General features: G+C 75.3%; 13 protein-coding genes. 10 read left to right on the top strand and 3 right to left on the bottom strand.

Annotated elements, in window-relative coordinates:
• The first annotated feature begins 45 nt into the window (after positions 1 to 45).
• Positions 46 to 1680, top strand: coding sequence for a CocE/NonD family hydrolase (locus ACSNOK_RS07540; protein WP_436779808.1), 1635 nt, complete (start codon positions 46 to 48; stop codon positions 1678 to 1680).
• Here ACSNOK_RS07540 and ACSNOK_RS07535 read toward each other — a convergent pair.
• A complete protein-coding gene (locus tag ACSNOK_RS07535) occupies positions 1661 to 3133 on the bottom strand; it encodes an FAD/NAD(P)-binding protein (RefSeq protein ID WP_436779807.1) in 1473 nt (490 codons plus the stop codon). The genes ACSNOK_RS07540 and ACSNOK_RS07535 overlap by 20 nt on opposite strands.
• 214 nt (positions 3134 to 3347) lie before the next feature.
• Here ACSNOK_RS07535 and ACSNOK_RS07530 point away from each other — a divergent pair, with 214 nt between their 5' ends.
• Positions 3348 to 5519, top strand: coding sequence for an MMPL family transporter (locus ACSNOK_RS07530; RefSeq protein ID WP_436779806.1), 2172 nt, complete (start codon positions 3348 to 3350; stop codon positions 5517 to 5519).
• A 26-nt stretch (positions 5520 to 5545) separates the two neighbouring features.
• Positions 5546 to 6547, top strand: coding sequence for a hypothetical protein (locus ACSNOK_RS07525; RefSeq protein WP_436779805.1), 1002 nt, complete (start codon positions 5546 to 5548; stop codon positions 6545 to 6547).
• A gap of 34 nt (positions 6548 to 6581) precedes the next feature.
• Here the strand turns inward: ACSNOK_RS07525 and ACSNOK_RS07520 are convergent, their stop codons facing one another.
• A complete protein-coding gene (locus ACSNOK_RS07520) occupies positions 6582 to 7445 on the bottom strand; it encodes an SDR family oxidoreductase (protein ID WP_436779804.1) in 864 nt (287 codons plus the stop codon).
• Between the two features lie 267 nt (positions 7446 to 7712).
• Between ACSNOK_RS07520 and ACSNOK_RS07515 the strand changes: the two genes are divergently transcribed.
• From ACSNOK_RS07515 to ACSNOK_RS07485, 7 genes are all read left to right on the top strand, one after another.
• On the top strand, positions 7713 to 8669 hold the full coding sequence (locus ACSNOK_RS07515; RefSeq protein WP_436779803.1) for a 3-oxoacyl-ACP synthase III family protein: 957 nt from the start codon (positions 7713 to 7715) through the stop codon (positions 8667 to 8669).
• A 54-nt stretch (positions 8670 to 8723) separates the two neighbouring features.
• Positions 8724 to 9005 (top strand): acyl carrier protein, encoded by a 282-nt coding sequence (locus ACSNOK_RS07510; RefSeq protein WP_436779802.1) that lies wholly within the window; start codon positions 8724 to 8726, stop codon positions 9003 to 9005.
• Positions 9002 to 10228, top strand: coding sequence for a beta-ketoacyl-[acyl-carrier-protein] synthase family protein (locus ACSNOK_RS07505; protein WP_436779801.1), 1227 nt, complete (start codon positions 9002 to 9004; stop codon positions 10226 to 10228). Before ACSNOK_RS07510 ends, ACSNOK_RS07505 begins: the two co-directional genes overlap by 4 nt.
• A 145-nt stretch (positions 10229 to 10373) precedes the next feature.
• The gene (locus ACSNOK_RS07500; RefSeq protein WP_436779817.1) at positions 10374 to 10451 is read left to right on the top strand and encodes a 50S ribosomal protein bL37; all 78 of its coding nucleotides are present in this window, start codon (positions 10374 to 10376) and stop codon (positions 10449 to 10451) included.
• A gap of 365 nt (positions 10452 to 10816) precedes the next feature.
• Positions 10817 to 13579 carry a SpoIIE family protein phosphatase gene (locus tag ACSNOK_RS07495; protein WP_436779800.1) on the top strand — a complete coding sequence of 921 codons (2763 nt, stop codon included), beginning with the start codon at positions 10817 to 10819 and terminating at the stop codon, positions 13577 to 13579.
• Positions 13580 to 13750: 171 nt separating this feature from the next.
• Positions 13751 to 15808, top strand: a complete 2058-nt coding sequence (locus ACSNOK_RS07490) for a SpoIIE family protein phosphatase (RefSeq protein ID WP_436779799.1) — start codon at positions 13751 to 13753, stop codon at positions 15806 to 15808.
• 78 nt (positions 15809 to 15886) lie between these two features.
• Positions 15887 to 16120 carry a hypothetical protein gene (locus ACSNOK_RS07485; protein ID WP_436779798.1) on the top strand — a complete coding sequence of 78 codons (234 nt, stop codon included), beginning with the start codon at positions 15887 to 15889 and terminating at the stop codon, positions 16118 to 16120.
• Between the two features lie 13 nt (positions 16121 to 16133).
• On the opposite strand, the gene ACSNOK_RS07480 is transcribed toward ACSNOK_RS07485, so the two are convergent.
• The coding region (locus tag ACSNOK_RS07480; RefSeq protein WP_436779797.1) for a malate synthase at positions 16134 to 17698 on the bottom strand (1565 nt) is incomplete at its 5' end.

Raw genomic sequence — 17698 nt, 5'->3', positions numbered from 1 at the left:
GCCGCGTGGCCCGGCCCGCGCCGGCACCTCGACAGAAGGGAACCCATGACACCGCTCCGCCTGTTCCGCCCCGCGTCCCGTATCCGGCGCCGTGCCGGCCGGAGACGCCGGGCCACGGCCGCCGCGCTGTGCGCCGTGGCCGCCGCCGTCGCCCTGGCCTGCCCCGCCCCGGCCGTGCGCGCGGCCGGGGCGGGGCAGGTGACCGTCCGTCCGGTGGTGATCCCGGGGCACGAGGGCGTCCCGCTGCGCGGCAGCGTCGCCGAGCCCGGCGGACCCGGCCGGCACCCGCTGATCGTCCTCGCGCGGTCCTGGCTCGTCGGCGAGTCCTTCTACCGCCGGCTCCAGCTCACCGCGGCCCGCCGGGGCTACGCCGTCGTCGTGTACGCCGCCCGGGGCCACGGCGGTTCGGGCGGCCGGTCGGACCTGGCCGGCCCCAAGGACATGGCGGACGTGTCCCGGCTCCTCGACTGGTCGCTCGTCCACACCACGGGCGACGCCGGGCACATCGGCATGATGGGCGTCTCCTACGGGGCCGCGCTGAGTCTGCTGGGAGCGGCGGCGGATCCACGGGTCAGGGCCGTCGGCGCGCTGAGCGGCTGGACGGACCTGACCGACGTGCTGAGGTCCAACGGCAACCCGAACCCGAACGGCCTCGGGTACACGCTGAACGGCGCCCTCCACGGCGCCGACCGGCGGGCCGCCCCGGTCCGCGACGTCCTGGCCGAGGACTCCGGGCGCCTGACCGGCTGGGCCGCGACCCGCTCGCCGGTGACGTACCTCGACCGGTACAACCGGCGGGGCACCGCGCTCTTCTTCGCCCACGCCTGGGGCGACAGCGTCAACCCGTTCGCGGGGAAGGGCGAGTTCTTCGACCGGCTGCGGTGCCCCAAGCGGCTGGAAATCCGGCCCGGGGACCACGGCGGCCCGGAGTTCACGTCCGGCTTCCTGCCCAACGAGGTGGCGGAGTCCGTCTTCCGCTGGTTCGACCACACCCTCAAGGGCGTTCCCAACGGGGTGGACGCCGAACCGCCCGTGCAGGTGAAGCCCGTGAACAGCGGTCCGTTCTTCGGCGCGGCCCGCCCCTTCGAGGGGTACCCGGGCTGGGCCGCGATGACGCGGACCACCCGCAGGCTGTACCTGGGGGCGGGGCGCGCCCTGGGAGAGGCGCCGGAGGGGGCCGCGCGGACGACGCTCACCGCCGGTTTCGGGACGGTGGCGGACAGCGGGGTGTTCTTCGTGCAGCGTTCGCTGGAGGCCGCCGCCGGCACCCAGGTGCCCCGGCCGCTGGCCCTGCTGCCGGGCGGCACGGGCGCGCTGTGGACCTCCCCGCCGGCGGACGCGGCGTGGCCCGTGCGCGGCACCCCCCGGCTGCGCCTCGGCGTCACCCCGTCCGCCGCCCGGGGGACGCTCGTGGCCTACCTCTTCGACGTGGACGCGCTCGGCGCCGGAACGCTCATGACCTGGGCGCCGTACGGCTTCGACGGCCGGGTCCCGGGCCGGACGTTCACCGCCGGGTTCCCGCTCCGGCCGACGGCCTACGATCTGCCGGCGGGGCACCGCCTGGGCCTGGTGATCGGTACCGCGGACTCCCAGACGCTGTCCCGCAACCGGCCGTTGGCCCGGATGACGGTCTCGTCGTCCGCCGCCTCGCCCTCCTGGGTCAGCGTGCCGCTGCGCTGACGGCCCGGCCGCCGTGGGCCGGACCGTCCGCGGCGGCCAGGGCGCGGGCGACGAGCCCGCTCTGGTGGACGAGGCTGGGCACGCCGAAGTGGAAGAGGACCGAGCCCCGGGTGGCGTGGCCGAGCGCGTGGACGCTCGCCGTCCCGGCGACGCGATGGGTACGCCGGTCGACGCGCAGACCGCCGAGCGGGTGGGCGGCGCCGGGGAGCACGGCGACGGAGGCCTCCGGCACGCTGGGCGAACCGGAGCCGGGCGCCCCCGGGTTCAGGGCGTTGACCAGGACGTCGACGGGGTGTGCGGTGCCGTCCGCCACCAGGTCGAAGCCGCCGAGGGTCCGGTGGACTCGGGTCAGGCCGGCCGCGGCGTGCAGCCGGCCCGCGTCGTGCAGCCGCAGCAGCAGCTCCGCCCGGTGCCGGGGTACGGGGCAGCACAGGCTGGTGACCGCGCGGCCGAAGCGCCGCCACAGAGCCGTCTGTTCGTCCTCCGGCAGCAGGGCCCAGGCCTGCCCGGCGAACCGTGGCAGGGCCTGGCGCAGGAGCGCGAGGCAGGCGCCGCCGGCTCCGGCGTCGGCCAGCCTGCGGCGCAGCAGCTCGAACGGCGGCTCACCGGGCAGCAGTTCGTCCCGGAGGGCGCTCGCCGGGCAGCCGGCGTCACGGAGTTCGGCGGCGAGCAGTGCCCGGATCCCGTCGGACGCCGGGCGCCGTCCGGCGGCCGCCAGGGCTTCCAGGCGCGGCAGGGTGAGGTGGCGGAGCGGGGGCGGCGGTTGGGCGGGGGCGACGGACGGGAGCAGTCCGCTGCGTGACGCCAGGAGGACCGGCCCCCGGTGGCCGCGGGCCGCCAGCGCCGCGACGACGTCCACGGCCGTCAGCCCGGAGCCGAGGACGCCGACGCGGGCGTCGGGCGCGAGGCCGCGCAGGGTGCGGGCGAGCGGGAAGGGCGTGGCGAGGTAACGGGGGGCCGCGGCGAGCCCGTACGGGTCCGGCGGGGCGGCCGGGCCGGCGCAGAGCACGGCGTGGTCGAAGCGTTCGTCCCGGCCGTCCTCGGTCGTCACCCGTACGCCGTCACCCTCCGGCACCAGCCGGCGGGCGTGGGCGGGTACGGCGCGCAGCCGCCAGCCCCGTCCGGCGAGCCGGCGCCAGGTGCGGGCGAGTGTCTCGGCCAGGTAGTCGCCGTACAGCGCGCGGGCGGTGAGGCCGTGGGCGTCGACGGAGCCGGGGGCGCGGGCGGTGAGCCGGCGCAGGGCGTGTGTGGGGTCCGCGGCCCGGAGGGACATGTGCGTGAGCGGGATGTTGGTGATGACCTCGGGCCCGTCGGGCTGGTAGGCGCGGCCGCGCCAGGGAAAGGGGGCGGCGTCCAGAACGGTCAGCTCGCAGGCTCCGGTCAGCGTTTCGGCGAGGCTTTCGACCAGGCACGCTCCGGCGGGCCCGGCCCCTATGACAGCGATGCGCCGCATGCGCGGAACATACCCGGGGATTCCCGGGGGGATTCGCCGCGCACCCCTCGGCATATTCATCTGATTATCCGTTCGTTTTCTTGATATGGGGCCGTGGAGCGCCCTGCGCCCAGAGGCGGACCGCGCGGGGAAATGGGCAGGGATGAGGTGAGGAAAGAAAGGAAAGGAAGAAGAGGGCGCCGTCCGGCGCCATGGCCGGCCGGGGGGAACGCGCATGGCACGCAGCGCCCGCGTGGCGTTCGTCGTCGCGGCGATCGCCGTGACGTTCCTGGGATGGGCGGGGCTGACGGGTCTGGGCCGGCTGACCAACAGCGGTTTCCTGCCGGAAGGTACGGCCCTCCGCGAGGACAACACCGTGCTCGGCACCCGCTACGGGGCCGCGAATCCGGACCTGGTCCTGCTCGTCGGCCCGGTGTCCCGCTCCGCGGACGTGGATGCGGCGCCCGTGGCCGAGGCCGGGCGCGCCCTGGAGCGGCGGGTCGCGGCGGAGGCCGGCGTCACCTCCGCCGTCTCCTACTGGACGGCCCACGACCCCGGCCTCCGCGCCCGGGACGGCCGCACCGCCCTGATCACCGTGATCCTCTCGGCGGACGAGGGCACGGCCACCCGCACGGCCCGCGACCTCGTCCCCCGGCTGACGGGCGAGCACGGCCCCGTGACGGTCACGGCCACGGGACCCGCCTGGGTGAGCGCCGAGGGGATGCGCGAGAGCCGCCGCGACCTGCTGACCGGCGAGCTGATCGCCCTCCCGCTGACCGCCCTGGTCCTGCTGTTCGTCTTCCGCTCCGCGGTGGCCGCCCTCGTCCCGCTGGTCACCGGGGTGCTCGCGGTGACGGGGGCGCTGGCCTGCCTGGGCGCGCTGGCCACTGTCATGGAGATATCCGTCTACGCGGCCAACATCTCCTGCGCGCTGGGGTTCGGACTGGCCGTGGACTACGGCCTGTTCGTGGTGACGCGCTTCCGCGAGGAGCGCGCGGCGGGCGTCGCGCTCCGGGAGGCCGTGGCACGCGCCCGGCGCACGGCGGGACGGACGGTGGTGGTGTCCGCCGGGATCGTCGCCCTGTCCTCGTGCGCCCTGTTCACCGTTCCCTTCGGTTTCGTACGGGCCATCGCCGTGGCCGTCCTCCTGGTCGCCGCGCTGTCCGCGGCGGTGGCCGTGCTCCTGGTGCCGGTGCTGCTGCGCTCCTGGGACGCCCACCTGGGGCGGTGGGATCTGTTCGCGCGGTTCCGCCGGGTCGGCACGGTCGGCGCGGCCGGTGCCGCCGGCCCCGGGCGGTCCGGCTTCTGGCGGCGGATCGCGACGGCCGTGTGCCGGCGGCCCGTGCTGTGCTCGGCCGGCGCCCTGGCCGTCCTGCTCCTGCTCGCCCTGCCGGTGGGACACGTCCGCTTCGCCCCGAGCGACGCCCGCTCCCTCTCGGTGGAGAGCGTCTCCTACCGCGCCGCCCAGCGGCTGGCGCGGGACTTCTCGCCGACGCCCGACCGCGTCATGACCGTCGGGCTGCCGTCCGGGACGGAGCGCGCCGAACTCGACGCGTACGCCCACCGTTTGGCGAGCCTCCCCGGCGCGGCCGAGGTGCGCACGGCGACCGGCCGGTACACCGGCGCCGTCCACCGGCCCCTCCCCGAGACGGCGGCGGCGCGGTTCACCACCCCGGCCGGCCCGCTGCTCACCGTCGTCACCCGGGCCGGGCCGGCCGCGCCGGAGGCCCAGCGGCTGGCCAGGGACGTCCGGGCGCTCCCCGCGCCGGGCGGCGAGAGCATCGTCGCCGGTGAGGCGGTGCGCGCCGCCGACACCCTCGGCGCGCTCACCGGCGCCCTGCCCGTCGCCTGCGGGGTGGCGGCGGCCGTGACCGCGTTACTGCTGGGCCTGTTCACCCGCAGTCTGCTGATCCCGGTGAAGGCCGTCGCGGTGGCGGCCGTGAGTCTGGGCGCCTGCCTCGGCTTCCTGGTCCACGTCTTCCAGGACGGGCATCTGCGGTTCCCGCTGGGCGACTTCCCGGTCGCGGGCTTCCTCGACGGCGCCCTGATCCTGCTGGCGCTGCTGATGGCGTACGCCCTGTCCGTGGACTACGAGGTGTTCCTCCTCGCCCGGGTCCGCGAGACCTACCTGGCGACCGGCGACAACACCGCCTCCGTCGTCCACGGGGTCGAGCGCACCGGGCGGCTGGTGACGGCGGCCTCGCTGATCGTGGTGTGCGCCATGGTGGCGCTGACCGGATCCGGCATCACCACGCTGAAGACCGTCGGCACCGGCCTGTCCGTCGGCGTGCTGATCGACGCCACCCTCGTCCGCGGCGTCCTCGTCCCCGGCCTGATGACACTCGCCGGCCGCTGGAACTGGTGGCTGCCGGGCCGGCGCCGCGCCCCCGCCGTCCCTGAGCCGTGACTCCCCCGCCCCCAGAAGGAGACCACATGCGCATCGCGTCCGCCGTCGGAGTCCTGTCCAGCGCCCTGTGGCTGCCCAGCGGGCGGAGCACGGTCGAGGACGCGGTGATCGACGGGCTGCTCGACGACGTCCGGGACGCGCCGCCCGACGTCACCGAGGTGCCCCGGACCCGGGGCGAGACACCGGAGTTCATGGCCGCCGAGGCGGTCCGCCGGGCCCTGACCGCGGCGGGCCGGCGGCCGGAGGAGCTCGACGCGCTGGCCTACGCCTGGACGATCCGCCCGGGGGGCCCGTACTCGCCGCCGTTCCGGCTCGCCAAAGAGCTGTCCGTGGGCGACTGCACGACCATGGGTGTCGTCCAGGCGTGCAACGGCGGGGCCGCCGCCGTGGAGACGCTGGTGGCCCGGATGCTCGCCGACGACCGGACCGGCCTGGCGGCGGCCGTGTCGTCCGACACCTTCGAGGAGTACGGCAGCCGCCGCTGGACCGAGCCCGCGATGATGGTGGGCGGGGACGGCGCGGCGGCCGTCGTGCTGTGCCGGGGGCCCGGGCGGCTCGCCCTGCGCTCCCTGGTGACCCGCGCCCACACCTGCGCGGACCTCATGGAGCCCGGACAGGACCTGCGGCACCGGCTGCCCGACGGTACCGGCCTCCAGGACGAACGCCGGCTGAAGGAAGCGGCGCACAGCGTGGAGCGGTTCGGCACCTGCCTCACCGAGGTGGTGGAGGGCGCCCTGGCCGAAGCTGAGCTGGACGCGGCGGACCCGGGCATCGCGGCCGTCCTGCTGCCGCGGCTGGCCGCGCCGTTCACCGAGTCGTTCGTCCGGCCCGCCCTCCCCGCGCCGCTGCGCGGGAAGGCGCGCGTCCCCGACCCCCATACCGGCCACCTCGGATCGGGGGACGCGCTCGCCAACCTCGAATTCGCCCAGCGTCACGCCGTGGTGGCGCCGGGCGAGTACCTGCTCGTCGTCAACGGCGGCCAGGGGGTGGCGGCTTCCTGCATGGTGCTCACCCCGGGGGACGGGTGAGGCGGAGGGCCACGGAGGGCGGGACGGGGGCGGATCACTCCCGGAGAGTGGGCGGCAGAGGTCCGCGCAGTCCCGCCGCCCGGCGCTGAATGCCGTCGATCAGCGAGGAGGGAGCGCCGCGGGCCGCCCGGACGAACAGGGTCTCGCGCCCGACGCGGTAGCGGAGGGCGGGCCGCCGGTCACAGACGGCCCGGCGGATGGCCCAGGCCGCCTCCTCGGCCGGCGGGAAGGGGCGGCGCCTGGCCAGCCCGCCCAGGGCCACCATGTAGGCGTTCTGGTGGGGCGAGGTGCTCCCGGTGGTCAGCCGGAAGAGCCGGTCGGCCCCCCGGTAGATCATCTGCGTCTCGTAGAATCCCGGTTCGACGAGGCTCACCCGCACTCCGAACCGGGCGTTCTCCATACGGAGGGAGTCGCTCAGCGCCTCCAGGCCGTGCTTGCTCGCGGCGTACCAGCCGTTGAACGGGGAGGCCAACAGCCCGGCCAGGGACGTGACGTTGACGATGCGCCCACTGCCCCGGCGGCGCATGGCGGGCAGCGCCCACCGGCAGACACGGGCCGCCCCCAGCAGGTTGACCTCCAGGATGTGGCGCGCCTCGTCGTCCGCGATGTCCTCCACCGCGCCCATGAGCTGGATCCCGGCGTTGTTGACGACGGCCCAGGGGCCCCCGGCGGTCAGCTCGTCGATCTCGGCGAAGGCCGTCTCGCAGCTCTTGGCGTCGGCGACGTCCAGCAGGACGGTCCGTACGGACGCGGCGGCGCCTCCCAGGGATTCCACCAGCTCCTCGGCCTTCTCCGGAGTCCGGACCGTGCCGATGACGTCGAGACCGCTGCGGGCCAGCTCGACGACGGCGGCCCTGCCGATTCCGCTGTTCGCTCCGGTGACGACCACACTGCGCATACCAACTCCCTTGCGGCGACGGCTGTTTCACCCGACGGATCCCAAGGCTCATGGATACCCCGCCGCCGCTCCGTGACGCTCGAAAAGCACACCGTCCAGGTATGACATATCTCCAGATTTTCATACCGCATTTCGGTGGTGGTAATTCGCCGACGAGCGGGTAGATATGACGCCGGATATTTTCAAAGGCCTTCGGAAGGACGGGCGTTGACGTCTCCTCCGCATTGCCGCGTCGCAGCCGTGGCGTCGCATCTTCCCGACGACCGCATGACCACCGAAGAACTCGAAGACCTCCTTCAGGAGAACAGCCCTGATTTCCTGGTGCCCCGGGGAATGATCCGGCGAGTGACGGGCGTAACCCACCGGTATGTGAGCCCGGCCGGACGGCCCGCCTCCGACCTCGCGGCGGCGGCCGCCGGAAAGGCGCTGGCGGACGCGGGCTGGAACGCGGCCGATCTGGATCTGCTCGTCTTCGCGGCCGTCACGGGCGACATGCTGGAACCGGCCACGGCGCACGCCGTCGCCGTCAGGATCGGGGCCCGCTGCCCGGTGTTCGACGTCAAGAACGCCTGCAACAGCGTCCTCAGCGGCTTGGAGGCGGCCGACGCGCTGATCCGCACGGGGGCCTACCGGCGCGTCCTGGTGTGCTGCGGTGAGACGCCCACGCACGTCTTCCGTCTGCTCCGGTCCGGCGTCTCCGGCCCCCGCCAGTTCCTCGACGCCATGGCCGCCTACACGATCTCCGACGCGGGCGCCGCCGTCCTCCTGGAAGCCGCCGCCGAACCCGGGATCCTCGGGTTCGCCACGCAGGCCATCTCGTCGGAATGGGCGGCCGGCGCCGTCCCGTTCGCCTGGGAGCCCCTGGCGGAGGCCCGGCGGCCGCGCTTCGAACCGGGCGTCATGGCCCGGGCCGTCCGCTCCCTCGTCGCGAGGGGTGACCCGTTCCACGAGGCTTTGGGCCCCGGCGGCTCCGTGCCCGACACCGGCCTCTACTGCGTCCACCTGCCCTCCGTGGCCTTCGTGGACGAGTTCCGCGAGACCCTGGGAATCCCGCCGGAGCGGCTGATGGCGACCATCGGCTCGCACGGCAACACCGCGGCCGCCACCCTGCCGCTGCAACTGGACCTGGCGCTGCGGGAGGGCCGGCTCCACCGCGACGACATCGCCGCCCTCGTCGGTTTCGCGAGCGGCGTCAGCCTGGGCGTCCTCTGGCTGCGTCTGTGATCCGCCCCGGCCGGTGAGCGCCGGCCGGACAGCATCATCCGAAGGGAACCACCCGTGCCCGACCTCACCGAAACGCTGCTCGGCATCCTTGAAAAGAACTTCGGCATCGACCGCACCGAGATGACCCCCGCCTCCACCCTCGCCGACTTGGAGATCGGCTCCCTGGCCCGGGCCGAACTGGCCCTGATCCTGCGGGACGACCTCGGAGTGACGATGACCGAGAACGACGTACCGGAGCACAGCACCGTCCACGACGTGGCAGCCCTCGTCGCTTCCCGGCTCCCCGCCTCCCGGCTCGCCGCCGACGGGCGTCCCTCCGCGAGCGACCGGTCATGACCGGCGGACCGGCGGCGATCACCGGCATCGGCCTCGTGACGGCGGCCGGTCCGGACCGTGACACCACCTGGCGGGGCGTTCTCGCGGGCCGCGGCGCCGCCACCCGGCTCCCGTCGACGGGCAGTCCGTCAGTGGACTTCGCCTGTCTGGTGCCCGGGCTGGACACCGCCCTCGCTCCCCTGCGCCGCAAACTGTGGAGACTCGACCCCTTCGCCCGCCTCGCCGTGCTGGCGGCCCGGGAGGCGGTGGCCGACGCCGCCCTCGACCCGGCCGTCTGGCACTCCCCCCGCGTCGGCGTCTCGCTGGGGAACGCCAGCGGCGGCAGGGCGACCATCTGGGCCCAGCAGGCGCGGCTGCGCGACCGCGGCCCCGAACACGTCTCCTCCGCGGCGCTGCCCATGGGCCTGATCAACATGGCGGGCGCCGAAGTGGCCCTGGACCTGGGGGCGCTGGGTCCCAGCATGGCGCCGGTGACCGCCTGCGCCTCCGGGGCGGACGCGCTGTCCCTGGCCCGGCACTGGCTGGCCGCGGACGTCTGCGACATCGTTCTGGCCGGAGGGACGGAGTCGGCCACCGATCCGTTCAGCATCGTCGCCTTCGACCGGCTCGGCGTCCTCTCGCACCGCCGCGACGACCCGGCCACCGCCGCCCGCCCCTTCGACGCCGACCGCGACGGCTTCGTGATCGGCGAGGGGGCCGCCGTCCTCGTCCTGGAGCGCCCCGAGCACGCACGGGCGCGGGGCGCCGTCCCCTACGCCCTCCTCGCCGGCTCCGGCTCCACCACCGACGCCCACCACCCCACCTCTCCGCGGCCCGACGGCGCGGGCGCCCGGCGGGCGCTGTCGGCGGCCCTGGCGGACGCCGGGGTGTCCGCCGACGAGGTGGACCACGTGAACGCGCACGGGACCGCGACGCCGATGAACGACCTCGTCGAGGGCCGCCTCATCGAGGACTTCTTCCCCCACGGCCCCACCGTCACCGCCACCAAGGGCGTGCTCGGGCACACGCTGGGCGCCGCGGGCGCCGTCGAGGCCGCCGTGACCGTGCTGACCATGCGGCACGACCTCGTCCCCCCGACCGCCAACCTCGGCCGGCTCGACCCGGCGCTGTCGATCGACGTCGTCCACGGCGAGCCCCGGAAGCAGCGGGTCGAGGTCGCCGTCAGCGATTCGTTCGGGTTCGGGGGGCACAACACGGTGCTGGTCTTCCGGGCGGCGGGATAGCCGCGGGCAGGGCGACGGCGCCGCGGGGCCGAGGCGACGGCGGAAAACTCCCGTGGCAGCCGTGAACCCGGTGTGGAACCGTGGAAACCGGTAAGGAGCCCCACCGGAAACACACGACCGCACCGCACCGACCCGAGGAGGTCCCATGTCCTCGAAGCGCCGCCGCAAGAAGCGCGCCCGCCGCGGCAACGCCGCCAACCACGGACGCCGTCCCCAGTGCTGACCTGATCCGGCGCGGTGTGGCCCGCCGCCCCTTCCCACGGGTGCGTTTCCCGCGATATCACCCGTTCGAGGGGCGGCGGGCTGCGCCGTGTCCGGTCCGCGTGTGGGATGGGAAGCACGTGCGGCGCGGCGCGCCGACCGCCTCTCCCGAGCCCGAGCCGACAGAGGAGCCTGCCGATGACCCTCTCCGAACGCGACGTGGCGGACGAGATCGAACTGATGAAGGAGGACGCCCTGGAGCAGGTGGTGAGCGACGAGGACCGGGACGCCGGTCTCGCGGACGAGGAGTGGTGAGCCCGGGGCGGGAGGCCGCTCACGCGGTCGCCACGGTTCGCGCCGCGCGGAGCGTCGGGGTAGACATGGAACATGGCCCGAATCCGGGGCCGCTCCTGGAGGCCGTCGGGCCGCCGGCCCGCCGGCTCGCACGTGGGTGAACGACGCGAGCGGCGGCAGTGGCGCCGGCGGCCGGGCGGGGCGTCGGCGGGGCGCTGGCGGGTGGCGAGCACCCGTAGCGTCGCCGGCCAGATGTTCGTGCTGCAGGTGCTCATCGTGCTGCTGCTCGTCGTGGCGGCGGTCGGCACCCTGCTCTTCCAGGCGCGGACCGACAGGTTCCAGGCGGCCCGCGACCGATCGCTGGCCGCCGCCGAGGCGTTCGCGCACGCCCCGGGGCTGCCGGCCGCCATGGCGGGCCCCGACCCGACGTCGGCCCTCCAGCCGCTGACCGAGGACGCCCGGCACCGCGGCGGCGTCGACTTCGTCGTGGTCACCGACCGCAACGGCAACCGCTACACCCACCCGGACCCCTCCCGCATCGGCAAGCACTTCGTCGGCACCATCGACCCGTCGCTGAAGGACGGCAAGGTGACGGTCGAGAGCGTGCACGGCCCGCTCGGCGAGGAGGTGCAGGCGGTGGTGCCCGTCCGTGACGACCGCGGCCGGATCGTCGGCGCGGTGTCCTCGGGCATCAAGGTCAGCGCGGTGAGCAGCGCCTTCGACCGGCAGCTGCCGTTCGTCCTGGGCGCGGGCGCGGCGGCGCTGGCCCTGGCGACCGCCGGCACGGCCCTGGTGAGCCGGCGGCTGCGGCGGCAGACGCACGGGCTGGGCCCGGCCGAGATGGCCCGGATGTACGAGCACCACGACGCGGTGCTGCACGCGGTGCGCGAGGGCGTGGTCATCGTCGGCGGGGACGGCCGGCTGCTGCTGGTCAACGACGAGGCCCGGCGCCTTCTCGGCCTGCCGCCGGACGTGGAGGGCAGGCACGTCCGCGACCTGGGCCTGGATCCCCGCACGGCCGATCTGCTGGTCTCGCGCGAAAGCGTCTCCGACGAGGTGCTGCCCGTCGGCGACCGGCTGCTGGCGGTCAACAACCGGCCGACGGACCGCGGCGGCGGCCCGCCCGGCAGCGTCGCCACCCTGCGGGACTCCACCGAACTGCGGGCGCTGGCGGGCCGCGCCGAGACCGCCCGCGGCCGGCTCCGGCTGCTGTACGACGCGAGCGTCGCCATCGGCACCACCCTGGACGTGCGGCGGACGGCCGAGGAGCTGACGCGGGTGGCGTCGCCCCGGTTCACCGACTACGCGACCGTCGATCTCGCCGAGGCCGTGCTGCACGGCGAGGAGCCCCGGATGGCGATGGGCGGCGACGCCGCCGAGCTGCGCCGGGTGGCGCTCACCGGGCCGCGGGACGACCATCCGCTGTACCCGGCGGGCGACCTGGTCACCTTCGCCGGGCCCACCCCGCAGGCCACCGGCTTCGTCAGCGGCCGGCCGGTGCTCGTCCCCGACCTGGCGTCCTCCACCGGCTGGCGGACGCAGGACTACGAGCGCACCCAGGCGGTCCTGGAGTACGGCTTCCGGTCGCTGATCACCGTGCCGCTGAAGGCGCGCGGCGTACTGCTGGGCATCGCCAACTTCTGGCGCACCAGCGACAGCGAGCCCTTCGAGGAGGAGGACCTGTCGCTGGCCGAGGAGCTGGCGGCGCGCGCCGCGGTGTGCGTCGACAACGCCCGCCGCTACACGCGCGAGCACGACATGGCCGTCGCCCTCCAGCACAGCCTGCTGCCGCGCGGGCTGCCCGAACAGACGGCGCTGGACGTCGCCTTCCGCTACCTGCCGGCGCAGGCGGGGGTGGGCGGCGACTGGTTCGACGTCATCCCGCTCCCCGGTGCCCGGGTGGCGCTGGTGGTCGGGGACGTGGTCGGGCACGGGCTGCACGCCGCCGCCACCATGGGCCGGCTGCGCACGGCCGTCCTCAACTTCTCCGCCCTCGACCCGCCGCCGGACGAGCTGCTGGGCCATCTCGACGAGCTGGTCGCCCGGATCGACCAGGAGGCGGCCGGGGACGCCGACGAACCGTCCATCGCGGGCGCCACCTGCCTGTACGCGGTCTACGACCCGGTGTCGGGCGTCTGCTCGCTGGCCCGGGCCGGGCATCCGCTGCCCGCCCTGGTCGCCCCGGACGGCACGGTGGACTTCCCGGAGCTGCCGGCCGGGCCGCCGCTGGGGCTCGGCGGGCTGCCGTTCGAGGCGGCGGAGCTGCGGCTGCCGGAGGGCAGCAACCTGGTGCTCTACACGGACGGCCTGGTCGAGGACCGCAAACGGGACATCGACGCCGGTCTCGACGTTCTCCGCGCCACCCTGGCGGAGCAGCCCGGCAGGACCCCGCACGAGACATGCGAGGCGCTGCTGGAGGCGCTGATGCCGGCCCGGCAGAGTGACGACATCGCCCTGCTGGTGGCGCGCACCCGGATCCTGGAGCGGGACCGGATCGCGGAGTGGGAGCTGCCCAGCGACCCGGCGGTGGTGGGCCGCGCCCGGGCCGACGTGACCCGGCAGCTGACGGAGTGGGGTCTTGAGGAGGCGGTGTTCACCACCGAGCTGATCCTCAGCGAGCTGATCACCAATGCCATCCGGCACGCCTCCGGGCCGATCCGGGTGCGGCTGCTCCGCGACCGGACTCTGATCTGCGAGGTCTCCGACACCAGCAGTACGTCGCCGCACCTGCGGTACGCGGCGGCGGAGGACGAGGGCGGCCGGGGCCTGTTCCTGGTGGCCCAGCTGGCCGACCGCTGGGGCACCCGGTACACGCCGGACGGCAAGGTCATCTGGGCGGAGCAGCCGCTGGGCTGAGCGGTGCGGGCAGCCGCTCGGCTGAGTGGCGCCCGGGCCGCCCACCGGCCCGCCTCCCCGGCGGACCGGGCGGACGGTGATGTCATGCGCGGGGTGACCCAGGGCGCGTCACCGGCCCCGGGGACGACGCCTCCGCACGACGGCCATCGCACCACGGAAGGACCGAGGACCATGCCGGAGAGCACAGTGCCCCCGCCCCCGGCCCCCGACTGGCGGATGTTCGACCCCGCGCCGGTCGCCATGGCCGTCACCCGCGGCCCCGGCCACCGCCTGGTGTACATGAACGCCGTCTACCGCGAGCTCTTCGGCGACCGCCCGGTCGGCGCCCCCATCGCCGACGCCTTCGCCGACCTGCGGCAGCGCGACTACCTCACCCTCTTCGACGACGTGCTGCGCACCGGCGCCCCGGTGACGCTGGACGCCGCGCCGACCGAGATCGACGCGCCGGCGGACGGCGGGACGCGGTACTACACGTTCAGCCTCTCGGCCGTCGGTTCGTCGGCGGACGAGCGCGGCGTGCTGGTGGTGGCGGTGGACGTGACCGAGCAGATCCGGGCGACGGAGCGGCTCCGCCGGGTGTCGGAGGAACGGCTGCGCGCCCTGCGCCGGTTCGAGAACCTGGTGACCGCCCGGACGCAGATGATGTGGGTGACGGCGGCCAAGGGCGGCACCATCGAACCCAGCCGCGGCTGGGAAGAGGTGACCGGCCAGACATGGGAGCAGTTCCGCGGCGACGGCTGGCTCGACGCGCTGCACCCGGAGGACCGGGAGCCGATGGAAGCGGCCTGGCAGCGGGCGTTGGAGGAGGTGCCGGACGAGTTCCGGTACGTGTACCGGTTGCGGACGGTCGACGGTACGTACCGCCACTTCGACGTGCGGGCGGTGCCGGTCCGCGAGAACGGCCGGGTCGTGGAGTGGGTGGGCACCTGTACGGACATCGAGGACCGGTGGCTGGAGGAGCGCCGCAAGGACGTACTGGCCCGGGGCGCCGCCGTGCTGGCCGAGTCGACCAACCCGCGCCCCGCCTTCGCCGCGCTCGGCGACGTCATCGTCCCGGCGCTGGCCGACAAGTGCGGGATCTACCTCTTCCGTGACCCCACCGACCGGCTGACCGGGGACGCCCCGCTGGTCGTGGAGCGGATCGCGGCCCGCTCGCGCGAGGGCCTCCCCCCGCACCCGGCCCGGCTCGGCGAGGAACACATCGCGCCGGACAGCGCGTTCGCCCGGGCCGTCCGCGAACGGCGGGTGGTGCGCACGTCGTTCGACCCCCACGACATCCCGCCGGGGACCGCCCCGCCGGACAGCCTCGCCTGGCTGCGGGAGGTGGGCGCGCACAGCATGGTGGTCGTGCCGGTGCTCATCGACGGCACGCTCGCGGCGATCGTGGACGCCTTCGCCTGCGGCGACCGCGACCCGATCGGCCCGGCCGACGAAGCGCTGCTCCGCGAACTCCTGGAGCAGGCCCACGATCCGCTGCGCAACATCATCGAGTTCCAGCGCACCCAGCGGGTGGCCCTGGCCCTCCAGCACAGCCTGCTGACCGAACCGCCGCGCTACGACGACCTGCTGATCACCGCCCGTTACCTGCCCAGCCCGGCGGCGGCGGACGTCGGGGGCGACTGGTACGACTCGTTCGTGCTCGGGGACGGCGCGCCGGTGGTCGTCATCGGCGATGTGGCGGGGCACGACATCGAGGCCGCCGTGACGATGAGCCGGATGCGGAACATGCTGCGCGGTCTCGCCGCCGACCGGGAGGAGCCGCCGGGCGACATCATCCGGCGGCTGGACCGGGCCACCCAGGTCCTCGATCCGGAGGAGGGCACGGCCACCTGTGCCCTGGTCCGCGTCGAACACGCGCCGGACGGCGGCCGGCGGGCGCACTACTGCGTGGCCGGGCACCCGCCGCCGCTGGTGGTGGACCGGGACGGCGGCACCCGTTTCCTGGACGAGGCCACCTCGCCGTTGCTGGGCATGCCCGTCCCCGACGAGTGGCGGATCAGCGCTTTCGCACCGCTCCCGCCCGGCGGCACGCTCCTGCTGTACACGGACGGGCTGGTGGAGCGCCCGGACGAGGACATCGACGAGGGCCTCACCCGCCTGGCCCGGACGGCGTCCGGGCTGGCCCGCTCGCCGTTGGACGAGTTCTGCGACACGCTGCTGGCGGAACCGTCGGTGACGGGCAGCGACGACATCTGTCTGATCGCGGTGCGGCTGCCGGACGAGGGGTGAGGGGCCACCCGGCCGGGGCCGCCGCCCCGCCCTGCGGGTAGCGTGGCCACTGCCCGCTGTCCGAACAGAGGCGAAACGATGCTGCCTGAGATCACCGAGCACGAGTGCACCGGCTGCGGCAAAGCCGTCAAAGGCATCTTCGGCCGGTGGGCCTGTCCCGACTGCAAGACCAGCTCCCCGTACCGGGAGCCGCCCGTCGCGTACGCGGCCGAGCTCCGCAACGGCGTGGCCCCGCGCCGCGATCCGCTGCGGCACCACGTGTGCGGCGAGGTGGCGTGCGTCTGCCCCCGGCTGGGCCGCCGGGGGTGTTGAGGGCTTCGACGCGTCAGACCCGTCCCACGAGGTACCGCGCGTAGGCGTCCGTCGCGAACGAGGCGGGCAGGTCGTCCCCGAGGGCCGAGCGGGCCAGGACCTCGCGGGCGTCGGCCCACCGGGAGTGCGGGTCGGCGGCGGCGAGGGCGGAGCTCTCCTCGTCGAGCAGCCGGAGCACGGCGGCGCGCGGGACCGCTCCGTGGTGGATCCACTGCCAGAGCTGGCAGCGGGCGAGTTCGGTGGAGCCGGTGTCCTCCAGCCGGCCCTGGTGGACGACGCGGCCCCGGCCGCGCAGCCAGGCGTCCAGGCCGTGGAGGGCGGTGCCGACGGCGGCGCGGACGCCCTGTTCGGTGGGGCGTCCGCTGGTGCGGTGGACGGCGAGCAGGTCGGCGGCGGTGACGTGGACGTCCTCGCGGGTGCGTTCGAGCTGGTGCGGGCGGTCGCCGAGGACCGCGTCGAAGGCCGTGCGGCAGACGGGGAGCAGTCCGGGGTCGGCGACGCGGGTGCCGTCGAAGCCGGCCTCGGCCTCCCGTTCCGCGTCGAGCCGGACCCGGGCCAGGGCCGCCTCGTCGGCCTGGCGGTCCCGGCCGAGCACCGGGACGGCGCGTGGGGCCGTGCCGCCGATGGCGTGGGCGCCCCTGCGGTGGCAGGTGCGGACGAGCAGTTCGGTGCGGGCGCGGAGGAAGGGCGCCGTGGCGGTGATCTTCGCGCGGTCGGGGAGGAGGTGGTCGCGCCGGTGCGGGAAGGTCCGGACGACGCTGCTCAGGTAGCCGGCGCAGTCGACGGCCAGCCCGGCGGCGTGGTCGCGGAGTTCGTGGAGGATCTCCTCCATCTCGAAGGCGGCGGTGAGGGATTCGACGGTGACGGTGGCGCGGATCGTGCCGTGCGGGAGGTCGAGCAGGTCCTGGGCGAGGACGAACACGTCGTTCCAGAGCCGCGCCTCCAGGTGGTTCTCCACCTGGGGCAGCGAGAAGTACGGGCCGCGGCCGGCGGCGGTCTGGAGCCGGCCGCAGTGGAAGAGGTAGAGGCCGAGGTCGACGAGCGCGGCGGGGACCGGGCGGCCGTCGACGACCAGGTGCCGTTCGGTGAGGTGCCAGCCCCGGGGGCGGACGACGAGGGTGGGCCCGGCGGCCGGTCCGGGGCCGATGCGGCCCTCGGTCACCGCCCTCAGCGTCCGCTGGCCCTCCATGACGTTGTGCCAGGTGGGCGCGGTGGCGTCGGTGAAGTCCGCGGTCCACACCCGGGCGCCGGAGGCGGCGGCCTCGGCCGCGCCGGCGGGGTCGGGGGGTCCGGTGAGCTCGGTGCGCCGGTCGGTGAGCCCGGGCGCGGGCGGGGCGACGCGCCAGGAGCGGTCGGCGCGGACGGGCGAGGTGGCCGGGACGAAGTCGAGGGCGCCGCCGCGGGCCAGCAGGGCGGCCCGGTGGCGGCGTTCGGCGAGCAGCGCGGACCGGCGGGCGGCGAAGGCGTCGTCGAGACGGGCGACGAAGTCGAGGGCGTCGGGGGTCAGGACGTCGTCGTACGGGGCGGTCCGGCCGCCCAGGACGCTCAGGGTGCGGACACGGCTGGAGAGGGCGGGGG

The sequence above is a fragment of the Streptomyces sp. URMC 126 genome (assembly GCF_051386555.1).
Lineage (GTDB): Bacteria > Actinomycetota > Actinomycetes > Streptomycetales > Streptomycetaceae > Streptomyces.
Note: the sequence above shows the minus strand (reverse complement) of the source record. Positions and strands in the feature narration are given on the sequence as shown.